Annotated in this window: 12 protein-coding genes; 8 read left to right on the top strand and 4 right to left on the bottom strand. The window is 71.9% G+C overall.

Features of this window, described 5'->3' with window-relative positions; genetic code table 11:
- The first annotated feature begins 38 nt into the window (after positions 1-38).
- On the top strand, positions 39-284 hold the full coding sequence (locus tag ACT53R_RS06210; protein WP_476170975.1) for a hypothetical protein: 246 nt from the start codon (positions 39-41) through the stop codon (positions 282-284).
- Positions 285-345: 61 nt separating this feature from the next.
- Here ACT53R_RS06210 and ACT53R_RS06205 read toward each other — a convergent pair whose 3' ends face one another.
- From ACT53R_RS06205 to ACT53R_RS06195, 3 genes are all read right to left on the bottom strand, one after another.
- Entirely contained in the window at positions 346-2,658 is a 2,313-nt protein-coding gene (locus tag ACT53R_RS06205) for a tetratricopeptide repeat protein (protein ID WP_476170974.1), read from the bottom strand.
- A complete protein-coding gene (locus ACT53R_RS06200) occupies positions 2,655-4,526 on the bottom strand; it encodes an ATP-binding protein (protein ID WP_476170973.1) in 1,872 nt (623 codons plus the stop codon). The genes ACT53R_RS06205 and ACT53R_RS06200 overlap by 4 nt, the downstream gene beginning before the upstream one ends.
- A gap of 62 nt (positions 4,527-4,588) precedes the next feature.
- Positions 4,589-5,152 (bottom strand): Smr/MutS family protein, encoded by a 564-nt coding sequence (locus ACT53R_RS06195; protein WP_476170972.1) that lies wholly within the window; start codon positions 5,150-5,152, stop codon positions 4,589-4,591.
- A gap of 106 nt (positions 5,153-5,258) precedes the next feature.
- Between ACT53R_RS06195 and surE the strand changes: the two genes are divergently transcribed.
- The 7 genes from surE (at position 5,259) to ACT53R_RS06160 (ending at position 12,062) form a co-directional block, all read left to right on the top strand.
- A complete protein-coding gene (gene surE / locus ACT53R_RS06190; RefSeq protein WP_476170971.1) occupies positions 5,259-6,056 on the top strand; it encodes a 5'/3'-nucleotidase SurE in 798 nt (265 codons plus the stop codon).
- Positions 6,053-6,793 (top strand): protein-L-isoaspartate O-methyltransferase family protein, encoded by a 741-nt coding sequence (locus ACT53R_RS06185; RefSeq protein WP_476170970.1) that lies wholly within the window; start codon positions 6,053-6,055, stop codon positions 6,791-6,793. Before surE ends, ACT53R_RS06185 begins: the two co-directional genes overlap by 4 nt.
- The gene (locus ACT53R_RS06180; RefSeq protein ID WP_476170969.1) at positions 6,790-7,401 is read left to right on the top strand and encodes a YqaA family protein; all 612 of its coding nucleotides are present in this window, start codon (positions 6,790-6,792) and stop codon (positions 7,399-7,401) included. Before ACT53R_RS06185 ends, ACT53R_RS06180 begins: the two co-directional genes overlap by 4 nt.
- Complete coding sequence (locus ACT53R_RS06175; protein WP_476170968.1) at positions 7,398-8,249, top strand: peptidoglycan DD-metalloendopeptidase family protein; 852 nt, start codon at positions 7,398-7,400, stop codon at positions 8,247-8,249. The genes ACT53R_RS06180 and ACT53R_RS06175 overlap by 4 nt, the downstream gene beginning before the upstream one ends.
- The gene (locus ACT53R_RS06170; protein ID WP_476170967.1) at positions 8,246-9,112 is read left to right on the top strand and encodes an alpha/beta hydrolase; all 867 of its coding nucleotides are present in this window, start codon (positions 8,246-8,248) and stop codon (positions 9,110-9,112) included. Before ACT53R_RS06175 ends, ACT53R_RS06170 begins: the two co-directional genes overlap by 4 nt.
- Positions 9,113-9,179: 67 nt before the next feature.
- Complete coding sequence (locus ACT53R_RS06165; protein WP_476170966.1) at positions 9,180-9,602, top strand: DUF2946 family protein; 423 nt, start codon at positions 9,180-9,182, stop codon at positions 9,600-9,602.
- Between the two features lie 135 nt (positions 9,603-9,737).
- On the top strand, positions 9,738-12,062 hold the full coding sequence (locus ACT53R_RS06160) for a TonB-dependent receptor (protein WP_476170965.1): 2,325 nt from the start codon (positions 9,738-9,740) through the stop codon (positions 12,060-12,062).
- A gap of 75 nt (positions 12,063-12,137) precedes the next feature.
- On the opposite strand, the gene ACT53R_RS06155 is transcribed toward ACT53R_RS06160, so the two are convergent.
- The gene (locus ACT53R_RS06155) at positions 12,138-12,788 is read right to left on the bottom strand and encodes a D-Ala-D-Ala carboxypeptidase family metallohydrolase (RefSeq protein ID WP_476170964.1); all 651 of its coding nucleotides are present in this window, start codon (positions 12,786-12,788) and stop codon (positions 12,138-12,140) included.
- Between the last annotated feature and the right edge of the window lie 2 nt (positions 12,789-12,790).

The following is a 12,790-nucleotide window of genomic DNA, read 5'->3' as shown; positions in this document are numbered from 1 at the left end:
GCGGGACACCGCCCGCGATGCCTCCCGGAGGTTTCCGCATGAACGCCAGAACGCCGTCCCTGCTGCTCGTCGCGCTAGCCGGCCTCGCCCTCGGCGGTTGCAAGACGATGGACCACAGCGCCTACCAGCCACCGCCGAAAGCGGTCGCGCCCGGCACCACCTACCAGCCGCGCATCGAGGAAGACACGGCCTACGTGGCCTACGTCGAGCACATGGCGCGGATGCGCGGCATCACCGTGCGTTGGGTCAACAAGCCGGTGAAGCGCCACGTCGACGGTGACTGAAGCCGACTGACGGCGACGCGGTGCGCGCCGCCTGCATCGGCGGCACGCACCCGGTCCCGGCTCAGAGCCCGTAACGCTCGATCGCGTCCCGGTGCGGCTGCGGGTCGGCGTCGCTCGCCTCCGCCAATGCCAGCCAGGCGAGGCGATGCGGCCAGTCGGCCGTGGCCTCGGTCAGCACGCGGTCGATCTCGTCGGCGGCGATGCTTGCAGGTGCCGACACGGTGAACACCAGGCCCGGCAGCGGGGCGCCGTCCTGCGCGCCGTCTTCCACCCGGTAGCCGTCGCCGCTGTGGATCCATACCCGCCAGCCGCGCGCATGCAGCGCTTCGCGGAAGGCCGCGAACGCGTCCTCGCCAGGCGCGGGCCCGTCGACGACCCAACTGCGGCCGAAGCCGCCTTCGGACAGCGTGTGGATCGCGCGGAACGTCGGCACGAAATGGCGGCGTTCCTCCTCGTCCTCCGGCGCCGGATACAGCGCGGCGGCGTCGAACACGACGCGGTCGCCCACGCGCTGGCGGTTCGCCGGCGGCGCGTTTTCCAGCACGACGGCGTGCACCGGGCCGCTGCGCCGCGCGTAGTAGTCGAGGGTCTTGCCGTCTTCCTCGTGGCGGACGATCACCCAGCCCCAGTCTTCGTCGATCACGCTCTCGTCGGCATCGCCCTCGCCGGGGTCCAGCGTCATGCCGAGGTCGGCGGCGACGGCGCGCACGTTCGCCCAGTCCTCGGCGGCGGTGGCGGCGGCGAGGTAATCCCAGCGCGCGGAGCGGTCGTCGGGATCGGCTTCGCACAGTTCGCGATGCCGGGCCGCGGCGTCGGCGAAGCGCTGCTGCGTCATCAGCGCGTGCGCCAGCAGCCGGCGTGCGCCCTGCGCGTCGGGCGACAGCGCCAGCAGATCGAGGCAGTGGCGTTCGACCGCCGGCCAGTCCTGCAACTGCTGGGCGAGGCGCGCGCGGCACCAGCACGCCATGCGCGGATCATGCGTTGCGCACAGGCGTGTCAGGCGATCGACGCCCGCGTGGTCGCCTGCAGCCAGCAGCGCGGACAGCAGCGTCGATGCGACGTTGCCGGTGTCCTCGGCGCCTGCGCGGCGTTCGACATGCCGCCAAAGCAGCTCGATGGCGTCGCGGTCGGCACCGCAGGCCTGCAAGGCGGAGGCCGCGTGCGTGCACAGGCCGGCATCGTCCGGGCGGTCGGCGACGGCCGCGAGCAACCACTCGACTTCCTTCTCCGGGTTGCGCTCGTCGTCCGGTCGTTGCTGCAGCCACGCCGACAATTCATCGGCGGGCACGGGCATCGGGTCGAGGCGCGGATGTGCGTCGATCCGCGCCTGCAGCGTCGCCAGCGCGGCGTCGGCCGACGCCGGATGGCGCAGCGCATCGCGGTGCGTCCGCGCGAGACGCAGATGGCGTTCGGCCGACCAGCGCGCGTCGCGCGCCAGCGCGAGGTCGGCGCAGGCGATCGCCATGTCGACCACGGTACGGTGCGCGCCGGCGGTCGCGAAATGCTGCAGCGACTTTTCGACTTCGCGCCCCAGCGCCCAGGTGTTGCGTTCCGGCTGGCGGTGCAGCAGCGGCAGGATCGCGCGCAGCCAGCGCCAGCGGCTGCCGGCGTTGGTGTCGTGGAAGCCCGGCAGTGCGTCCCAGGCCTCGTCGTCGCGACCGAGCGCGGCCAGCGCTTCGGCCTTCTGCAGGGCGCGCGGCAGGCTGATGTTGCGCCATTCGGGGCCGTCGACTTCGGCTTCGAGCGCTTCGATGCGTTCCAGCGCCTCGGCGTGCCGGCCCAGCGCCAGCAGCACGCGGTGGTGCACCTCGCGGATGCCGTCGTTCACCTCCTGTCCGTGCGCGAGCAGCGTCTCCTGCTGCGCCTGCAGGTAGGCCAGCGCCTCCTCGGCGCGACCGGCGTCGAGCAGCGCCTCGGCCTTCTCGTTCGACAGGCACTGGAAGCAGGCCCAGCTCGGATCGATGCGCGCCAGCGTTTCGTCGCAGACCGCGATGCGTTCCTCGACCCAGCCCGGGCCGTCGATGTTGGCGTAGCAGGCCGACAGGTCCTGCGTCACGCACACCGACTGCGGACAGGCGATGGTGTCGTCGCGATGCGCGAATTCGAACAGCGCCACGGCCTCGGGCAGCGCGGTCTCGCCTTCGCCGTTGTTGCCCAGCCGGTTACGCATCTCCCAGTGGCGGATGAAGACCTCCAGCCACGGGTTGTCCAGCGTCTTGCACAGCGCCTTCAGCTCCGGCAGCAGCGCTTCCGCGCGCTCGGCTTCCAGGTCGCAGATCTCGCTGCTGAGGCGTTCGATCAGGTCGGCGCTGTGCGCCTGTCCGGCGTCGGCCAGTTCCTGTTGCAGGCGTTCCATCCATTGCCAGATGTTCATGGGGTGGGGATCTTTTCCGAATGGGGAAGGGTGGGATCGATCAGCCGTTCGACCGACGCGGCGAGGTCGCCGAGCGCGCCCTGCAGCGCGGTCGGCGCATGCGCACCCTGGCCGTCGAGCAGGTTCTTGAACGCCTTCAGCAGGCGTGCGGCGACCGCGGCGTTCGCATCGCCCGCGCGCACCGCACGCAGCAGCCGCGCGACCGCAGGGTTGTCGAGGTTCACGTAGAGCTTGTGGTCGTGGCTGCCGTCGATGCCGGCGGTGAACTTGCGCGCCAGCCGCAGCGCGGAGAGCGAGACCTTGCGGTCGTCGGCGTCTTCCTCCAGCCGCTTCTTCAGTTCGGTGTCGCGGTCGGCGACGACGATCAGCGGCAGTTCGGCCGGCTGGAAATGCGCCGGCACCAGCTTCTCGCCGTTGCCGAGGTGGCGTTCCAGCCACGCGATCTCGTCCGCCGGCAGTTCGGCGAGGCGGAACAGCTGGCGGTTGCCCTGTTCGGTGCCCAGTTCCACCAGTCGCAGGCCGCGGGCGCTGGCCCAGCGGCGCAGGAACGGCACCACGGCGTAGCGGTTGCCGCGCGCGACCGGTACACCCATCGCGCGGAACAGCATCGCCTCGAAGCCCTGGCGGTCTTCCAGGATCACGTGCGCGGCGCCCTTCGATGTCAGGTCGCGCACCGGCAGGTCGCCCTGCGTGGTCGGGATGCGCACCGCGTCCATCAGCATCGTGAACAGGCGGTCGTCGCACAGCGCCGCGCCCAGCAGCGCCTCGTTGTGGCGGGCGAGGATGCGGCGCCACGCCTCCGGTTGCTCGCGCGCGATGGTCGCCAGCCCTTCGATCAGCGCCTCGGTGATCGCGTGCTTCGTCGCGCGGTAGTGCGCGTCGCGCTGCAAATCTTCGCGGCTGGCGGTCGGCGTCATCCGCCGCGATTCGATCACGCCGCCGACGAAGCCCGCCCACGACGGCAGCAGGTCGCGGGCGTCGTCGTCCAGCAGCATGCCGCGCAGGAACACCGACAGGTTGCGGTTGTCGCTGCTGCCGTAGGTGCTGCCGTCCTGCACCCACAGCAGGCCGACGGCGTCGCTGTCGTCGCTCGCGCGCAGCGGCAGCGTGCAGATCGGCTCGAAGCTGTGCTCGAAGCGCGCGGCGAAGGCGAGGTCGCGGCGCCGCGCCTGGATCGGGTGCAGCGTCGCGGTGTCGGCCTGTCGCCACGGCGGCGGTTCGGGATTGATCGCGTCGCCGCCGCCGATGTGGATCGGTTCGGCCAGCAGCGCGCAGTAGTGTTCGAGGATCTCGCGCAGCCGCTGCGCCGTCGCCAGTGCCGCATGCTCGTCGTGCAGCTTCAGCACGACCTCGGTGCCGACCTCGCGCGGCGGCATCGCCTCGACCGAATACTGCTCGGCGTTGATCGAGCTGTAGACGTGGCCGAGGTCCGGCGTCTGGTACGACGTGGTGCGCACCGACACCTGCTTCGCGAGCACGAACGCCGACAGGAAGCCGAGGCCGAACATGCCGATCAGGCCGCCGTCATCCTGCCCGGACTCGCGCAGGCGGCGGGTGTAGCCGACGCCGACGGTGGCGAGGTAGGCGTGGATCTCCGACTCGGTCAGGCCGGCGCCGGTGTCGACGATGCGCAGCGTGTTGGTCGCGCGGTCGCCGACGATGTCGATCCGCGACGGGCCGGTCCAGTCGGGCTGCTCGATGCGCCGCCGCACGATCGAATCGTGCGCGTTCTGCACCAGTTCGCGCAGCGCGACCATCGGCGTGGAGTAGAGGTGCCGGCTGAGGACCGACATCAGACCGCCGAGGTCGACGCCGGCGCGGCGGACGCCGGCCACCGGTGCAGCCGGTCCCGTCTCTTCGTTGTTCATCGGAATTGCGTGTGCGAAGTCCCGCGCATTCTAGGCGATCGGGACAGGCGCCCTGCGCACCGTCAGCGTCGCGAGGCCAGCAGCACCAGCACCGCGCCGGTGCCGCCCTGCGCGGCCGGCGCGGAGTGGAATGCCAGCACGTCGGCGCGCTGGCGCAGCAGGCGGTCGACGAGGTTCTTCAGCAGCGGCACGCCGTCGGGCGAATTCAGGCCCTTGCCGTGGATCACGCGCACGCAGCCGAGTCCGGCGTCGACGGCCTCGCGCAGGAAGCGCCGCAGCAGCGTCTCGGCGGTGGCGAGATCGGCCAGGTGCAGGTCGATCTCGTCCTGCGCCGAATACTGGCCGCGCGACAGCCGCTGCAGCACCCGCGGCGGCACCTCGTCGCGACGGTAGCGCAGCGGGTCGCCGGCCAGCAGCGGCATCTCGTCCAGCGCCAGCCGGAACTCGTCGCGGGCCGCGTCCTCGTCGCGTTCGCGCATCCGCGCCGCGGGCCGCGGCTTCGGCTTCTCCGGCACGGCCGGCAGCGCGGGCAGCTCGCGCACGGGCCCGATCGCGGCGCGGAACAGCGCGGCGTCGTCTTCGTCGTCGTCCGGCGGCGGGGCGGGCGGGGGCTTGCGCGGGCTCATCGGCGGGGAGGGTAGCAGGCGATGGCGTCGATCTCGCATGCCGGAGCCCGCGCGACGCATCCGGTATCATGTCGAGGCTCGATTCCCGAAGGCGACGACACTCCCCATGCGCATCCTGGTCAGCAACGACGACGGCGTCGACGCCCCCGGCATCCGCGCCCTCGCCGAGGGCCTGCGCGCCGCGGGGCACGAGGTGCTGGTGGTCGCGCCCGACCGCGACCGCTCCGGCGCCAGCAATTCGCTCACCCTCGACATGCCCATCCGCGTGATCCGCCAGGACGAAACCACCTGGCGGGTGCACGGCACGCCCACCGACTGCGTCCATGTCGCGATCACCGGCATGCTGGAGCGCGAGCCGGACATCGTCGTCTCCGGCATCAACAACACCGCGAACCTCGGCGACGACGTCATCTACTCGGGCACCGTCGCCGCGGCGATGGAAGGCCGCTTCCTCGGCCTGCCCGCGGTGGCGCTGTCGCTGGTCACCGCCGACCACAAGGGCGCGCACTACGCGACCGCCGCGCGCGCCGCGGTGGAGATCGTCGCCCGCCTGCGCGCCGATCCGCTGCCGGCGGACACCATCCTGAACGTCAACGTGCCCGACCTGCCGTGGGACGAGATCCGCGGCTTCGAGGTCACGCGCCTCGGCAACCGCCACCGCGCCGAGCCTTGCACTGAACAGGAAGACCCGCGCGGCCGCACCTGGTGGTGGATCGGCGCCGCCGGTCCCGAGCAGGACGCCGGCCCGGGCACCGATTTCCATGCCGTGCGCAGCGGCCACATCTCCATCACCCCGATCCACGTCGACCTGACGCGCTACCAGGCGCTGGAGCAGGTCGCCAGCTGGGTCGGCGGCCTTGCCGCAGGCCTGCGCGACGCGGGCATCGGGGAGGGCGCCGCATGATGGCGCGGATCCGGCTGCAGCCGGAGGCGGTGGGCGTGGGCATGACCTCGCAGCGCGTGCGCGATCGCCTGATCGAGCGCCTGCGCGAGCAGCACATCCGCGACGAACGCGTGCTCAACGCGATCCGCACCGTGCCGCGCCACCTGTTCGTGGACGAAGCTCTCGCCGGCCGCGCCTACGAGGACAACGCGCTGCCGATCGGCCACGGCCAGACGATCTCGCAGCCGTGGGTCGTCGCGCGCATGACCGAGGCGCTGTTCGAGGCCGAGCCGTCGGCCGACGCCACCGACACGCCGGTCGATCCTGCCGCGCCGCGCGCCGCGTTCCCGCCGAAGCGGGTGCTGGAAGTCGGCACCGGCTCCGGCTACCAGGCGGCGGTACTGGGCGCGCTGGGGCTGGAGGTGTTCACGGTCGAGCGCATCGGCGACCTGCTGCGCACCGCGCGCAAGCGTTTCCGCAGCCTCGGTCTGGAACTGCGCAGCAAGCACGACGACGGCCGCATCGGCTGGCCGGAGCACGCGCCGTACGACGCCATCCTCGTCACCGCGGCCGCGCCGGCGCTGGTCGACGCGCTCATCGAACAACTCGCGCCCGGTGGCGTGCTGGTGGCGCCGGTCGGCGGCGCGGGCGCGCAGTCGCTGGTGAAGCTGCGCCGCAACGCCGACGGCAGCGTCTCGCGTACCGATCTTGCGTCAGTGGTGTTCGTGCCGCTGTTGTCCGGGACGGTGGACGCATGAAGCTGTTCGGTCCGCTGTACCGGCGCGCCATCGGCTGGTCGCGCGATCCGCGTGCGCCGTCGTTCCTCGTCGGCCTGAGCTTCGTCGAGGCGATCATCTTCCCGGTGCCGCCGGAAGTGATGCTGGCGCCGATGTCGCTGGCGCAGCCGCAGCACGCGATGCGGTTCGCCACGCTGAGCCTGATGGGCTCGCTGGTCGGCGCGGTGCTGGGCTACCTGCTGGGCCATTACGCCTACGAAGTCGTGCGCCCGCTGTTCGATGCCATCGGCTGGGCCGAGACCATCGACCAGGGCGTGCTCAAGCTGCGCGGGATCGCCGCCGAATCGCCGTGGAAGGCGTTCTGGCTGCTGGCGCTGGTCGGCTTCGCGCTGCCGCTGAAGATCGTGACCTGGGCGTCGGGCATCGTCGGCATCCCGTGGCTGCCGTTCCTGACCAGCATGGTCGTGGGTCGCGGCCATCGCGTGTATCCGGTGGCGCTGGCGATCCGCATCGGCGGCGAACGCGCCGAACGCGCGCTGCATCGCTGGATCGAACCGGTGGGCTGGGCGATCTCGGTCCTGCTGTTGGGCGTGGTCGGGTATTTCGCTTACCGTGGATGGGCCGCATGAACCCGCGTCCTGCCATGCCGTTGCGATCGTCGTCCCGTTGCCTCGCCGCGCTGCTCGCCTTCTCGGCGCTGGCGGCCTGCGGGCACAGCACCGTCGTCCGCACTCCGTCGCGGCACGAGCCGCGCGTCGTGCGCCCGGCGCCGCCGAGACCCGGCGCGACCGCGGTCGTGCGCCCTGGCGAGACCGTCTACCGCATCGCCACCCGCCACGGCATCAGTCCGCTGGACCTGGCGATGTGGAACCGCATCCCGCCGCCGTACACCATCCATCCCGGCGAACGCCTGCGGTTGACGCCGCCGCCCGATCGCGCGCCGCCGCCGGTCGCCACGACGCGTCCGCCGCGACCGAATCCGTCCGCGCCGACGCCGCCTTCCACCGGGCGTCAGCCATCGCCGTCGCCGTCGACGTCTCCCAAACCGACCACGCCGACACCTTCGACCCCCAAGCCTCCCGCGCCGCCGCCGGTCGCGAATGCCGCTTTCGCCTGGCGCTGGCCGGCCGACGGCGCGCTGGTCGGCACCTTCGCCGCCGGCGATCCCACCCGGCAGGGCATCGACATCGGCGGGCGTGCGGGGGCGCCGGTGCGCGCCGCCGCGGATGGCGTGGTCGTGTACTCGGGCGCCGGCCTGGTCGGCTACGGCGAGCTGATCATCGTCAAGCACGACGAGCAGTGGCTCTCGGCCTACGGTCACAACCGCGCGCGGCTGGTCAACGAAGGCCAGCGCGTGAAGGCCGGCGAACAGATCGCCGAGATGGGCCACAGCGGCGCCTCGCGCGACATGCTCCATTTCGAGATCCGCTACAACGGCAAGCCGCAGGATCCCTTGCAGGCGCTGCCGAAGCGATGAAAGCACGTCTCTTCGCCATCGCCGCGCTGATGTTATTGGTGTGCGGGTGGTCGCCCGCACGTGCGGCGCAACGCGCGCCCGTCGCGCAGCCGCTGGCGATCGGCGACACCTTCACGCTCGATTCGAAGGCGTTGGGCGAGACCCGGCGCATCAACGTCTGGCGCCCGCCGGCGGCAGTTGCGGAGCCTGGTGCCGCGAAGCCCGACGCGCCGCTGCCGGTGCTGTACCTGCTCGACGGCGGCCTCGGCGAGGATTTCCTGCATGTCGCCGGGCTGATGCAGGTGTCGATCGCCAACGGCACGATGCGGCCGTTCCTGCTGGTCGGCATCGAGAATACCCAGCGCCGGCGCGACATGACGCCGGCGACCGACGTCGCCGAGGACCGCGCGATCGCGCCCGTCGTCGGCGGTGCGGTGCCGTTCCGCGCCTTCCTGCGCGACGAACTGAAGCCGGAGATCGCGCGCCGCTACCGCGTCGACGGCGAGAGCGCGCTCGTCGGCGAATCGCTGGCCGGGTTGTTCGTGCTCGACACGCTGGTCGCCGAGCCGGCGCTGTTCGACGACTGGATCGCGATCGATCCCGCGCTGTGGTGGAACGACAAGGCGCTGCTCAAGGGCCTGCGCACGTTCCTCAAGGCGCATCCCGACCTGCGCGGGCGGGTGTTCGTCGCCGCCAGCGGCGAACCGACGATCGCCTCGCTGACGGTGTGGCTGCCGTCGATCCTGCACGACGAGGCGCCGAAGGGCCTGGCGTGGCGCTACCTGCCGCTGCCGGACGAAACCCATGGCACGGTGTTCCATCCCGCGGCGCTGCGGCTGTTCCGCGCGCTGTCCGAACCGCTTCCGCCGCCGACGTCGCCATGAGCGGGCGGGGCGTGGATTTGATCCGGATCGGATCGCGGTCGCCCGGAATTCAGGATCATCGCCCGCGATGAGCCCGCTCCGTCGCCCGCGCCCGCTGCTGTGGTCGCTCGCCTTCACGGCGAGCCTGCTGCTTGCGCTGCTGCCGGCGGCCGGGCGGCTGCATCGGGCATTCGATGCCGACATCTCGGCGACCGCGATGCAGGCCTTCTGCACCGCGCAGGGACTGGTGCTGCGTCCGTCCATCGTCGATCCGGCGATCGTGGATCCCGCGCCTTCGCCGGACGCGCCTTCGCCGGCGCCCGCGACCGGCGACGACTGCGCCTACTGCCCGTTGCTGGCGACGACCGGCCTGCCCGCCGTCGCGTCGCCGATGCTTCCGCCGTTGCCGCCGATGGCGACGGTATTCGCGCCGCGCCTCGTGCCGCGTGCGGTCGATCGCCATCCGATCGGCCAGGGCCCGCGCGGCCCGCCGGCGCGCTTCGCCGCCTGATCGATCCCGCGTCGCGCCGACCGCGCGCTGCGTCTTCCTTTCGTGTCCTGCCTCCCCCGCGCGTCCGTGCGGCGGGTGCGCATGCGCCGTGACGCTCCGCGCGCACGGCCGCAGTCCCCCTTTCCGGAGTTCCCCATGCGTTCCCTCGTGTCCTTCCCGGTCGCGCCGCTCGCGGCCGCGATCCTCGCCGTGCTGCCGTTCCGTGCCTTCTCCGCCGAGCCGGTGCTCCCCGATGCCGGCGACGGCGTCGTCACCCTGCCGAAGGTGATCGTCGAAAGCGACCGCGCCGACATCGCCCCGGCCCGCCGCGTCGACGCGCAGGCGCTGCGCGCGCGCGGCGCCGCCGCCAGCGATGCCGCCGCGCTGCTCGACGGCCAGCCGGGCGTCACCGTCAACGCCGCCGGCGGCGTGTCCGGCCTGCCGTCGATCCGCGGCCTCGCCGACGACCGCCTGCGCATCCGCGTCGACGGCGCCGACATCACCGCCTCCTGTCCCAACCACATGAATCCGGCGCTGTCGTACGTGCCGCCGGGCGACGTCGCCAGCATCGTCGTCTATCCGGGCATCACGCCGGTGTCGCAGGGCGGCGATTCGATCGGCGGCAGCATCGTCGTCGAGCGCACGCCGCCGACGTTCGCCGCGGCGGGCGAGGGCACGGTGTTCTCCGGCGAATTCGGCGCCTATTACCGCAGCAACGGCGACGCGCACGGCGCGCACGTCGCCGCCGCGCTCGCCACCGAGCACTTCAGCGCGCGCTATACCGGATCGACCGCGCGCGCCGACGACTACCGCGCCGGCGACGACTTCAAGACCTACACCTTCACCGGTCGCGCCGGGCACACGCTGGGTCGCGACGTGGTCGGTTCCAGCGCGTTCGTGTCGCACAACCAGGCGCTCGACCTTGCCTACGCGTGGGGCGATCACCTCGTCGAAGCGAAGTTCGGCTGGCAGCAGATGCCGATGCAGGGTTTCCCCAACCAGCGCATGGACCTCACCGACAACCGGCAGCGCAGCGCCAACCTGCGCTACCTCGGCCAGTTCGACTGGGGGCGGCTGGAAGCCCGCGTCTACCGCGAGACGCTCGATCACGAGATGGATTTCGGCGCGGACAAGCGCTACTGGTACGGGTCCGCTTCCGGCGGCAGCAACCCGCCCGACGGCGCGGGCGTGCCGTGCGCGCCGATCGGTGCGACCTGCGCCATCGGCATGCCGATGGACACCGAGAGCGACACCACTGCGCTGTCGCTCGACGCCGACATCGCGCTGCACGGCGACGATCGCCTGCGCGCGGGTCTCGAACACCGCGCGTACCGGCTCGACGATTGGTGGCCGCCGTCCGGCGGGATGATGGCGCCGGGCACGTTCCGGAACATCCGCGACGGCGAACGCGATCGCACCGCGGCCTACGTCGAGTGGGCGCATCACTTCGACGCGCGCTGGACCGCCGAACTCGGCGCCCGCTACGAGCAGGTGCGGATGGACGCCGGCCTGGTGGAAGGCTATGCGCCGACCAGCAACATGATGGGCTCGTACCAGATGCGCGACGCCGGCCTGTTCAACACCGCCGACCGTTCGCGCCGCGACGGCCACTGGGACGCCAGCGCGATCTTCCGCTTCGCCGCGAGCGAACGTACCGACATCGCCTTCGGCATCGCGCGCAAGGTGCGTGCGCCCGGGCTGTACGAGGTCTATCCGTGGTCGACGTGGTCGATGGCGGCAGTGATGAACAACTTCGTCGGCGACGGCAACGGTTACATCGGCAACCTCGCGCTGCGCCCGGAACGCGCGGTGACGGTGTCGACGACCTTCGACCTGCATGCGCCGGATCGTCGCTGGGAACTGCAATTCACGCCGTACCGCACGCAGATCGCCGACTACATCGACGCCGTGCAGTGGGACGCCGCCGCCAACGCGCCGCGCGCGGTGCCGGTGCGCAACGCGTTCACGGTGCTGAAGTACGCGAACCAGAGCGCGCGGCTCTACGGCGTGGACGTCTCGGGCAAGGTGCGGCTGGCCGAGACCGGCTTCGGCACATTCGGCCTGGAAGGCACGCTGGCATGGTCCGACGGCGAGAACACCCGCACCGGCGACGGCCTCTACAACCGCATGCCCTTGAACGCGACGCTGGCGCTCACCCAGCGCATCGGCGGCTGGGACAACGCCCTCGAAGTGGTCGGCGTGGAGGACAAGGACAGCGTCTCGCGCGTGCGCAACGAAGTGCAGACCGCCGGCTACGGCCTGGTCAATCTGCGCGTGGGCCGTGCGTGGGAGCGCGTGCGGCTGGACGTGGGCGTGGACAACGTGTTCGACCGCTTCTATGCGCTGCCGACGGGCGGTGCGTATCTCGGCCAGGGCACGACGATGTCGATGAATCCGCCGGTGCCGAACTATCCGCAGTGGGGCACGGCCGTGCCAGGCGCGGGGCGTTCGCTCCACGCGGCCATCAACGTGAAGTTCTGATGCGGGACTCCTGATCCGGTACGCCCCGTGCGGGCGGGGGATGCGGAACTCCGGCCGTGTCCCCCGCTCGTGCGGTCAGCGTGCGAGGCACAGCGACGTGCCGCGATGGAAGTCCTGGCCCCAGGTGCGGTAGCCGGCGGTGTCGATGTGGATCGCGGTGGGCGTGTAGAAGCCGAGGCCCATGTTCGCGGCCTCGCCGTGCTCGCGCCAGAACGCGCACAGCCGCGCGACGTTGTCCGGGCGATCGGGCAGGTCGAAGTCGATCGCCTGGTTCTGCAGGTGCTTGCTGCCGGGGCTGCCGCCCGCGCAGGCGTTGAGCTCGGGATCGCGGTACGCCGAACGCGCCAGCGAGGTGTCGAGGATGCCGAGATCGCGCAATTGCGCGATCAGCCGCAGCGTCGGCGGCATGTTCGCCTGCAAGGCATCGGGCGGCACCCCGAATTCATCGCGGCGGCAGGCCCGCCACTTGCGCGCCGTACGTGCGAGCGCCGGTGCGGGGACCACGCCGTCCACGCCTTCGGCCTGCAGTCGCGCGGCGTACTGCTCGGCTTCGGTGCGGTGGCCGGCGTCGAGCCAGCGCGCGTAGCGCTTCGCCGGCGAGAGCGGCAGCAGGGCGCAGCCGGCGAGGGCGACCAGCAGGGCCGCGAGCAACAGCGTGGTGGCGATCGAAGCCGCTGCGATCGAGTGCGTGGCGATCGTCGGCCGGGGCGTGCGCGCGCTGCGCATCC

This window comes from Lysobacter sp. DMC104 (genome assembly GCF_056313665.1).
This window is presented reverse-complemented; position numbering and strand designations above follow the sequence as displayed.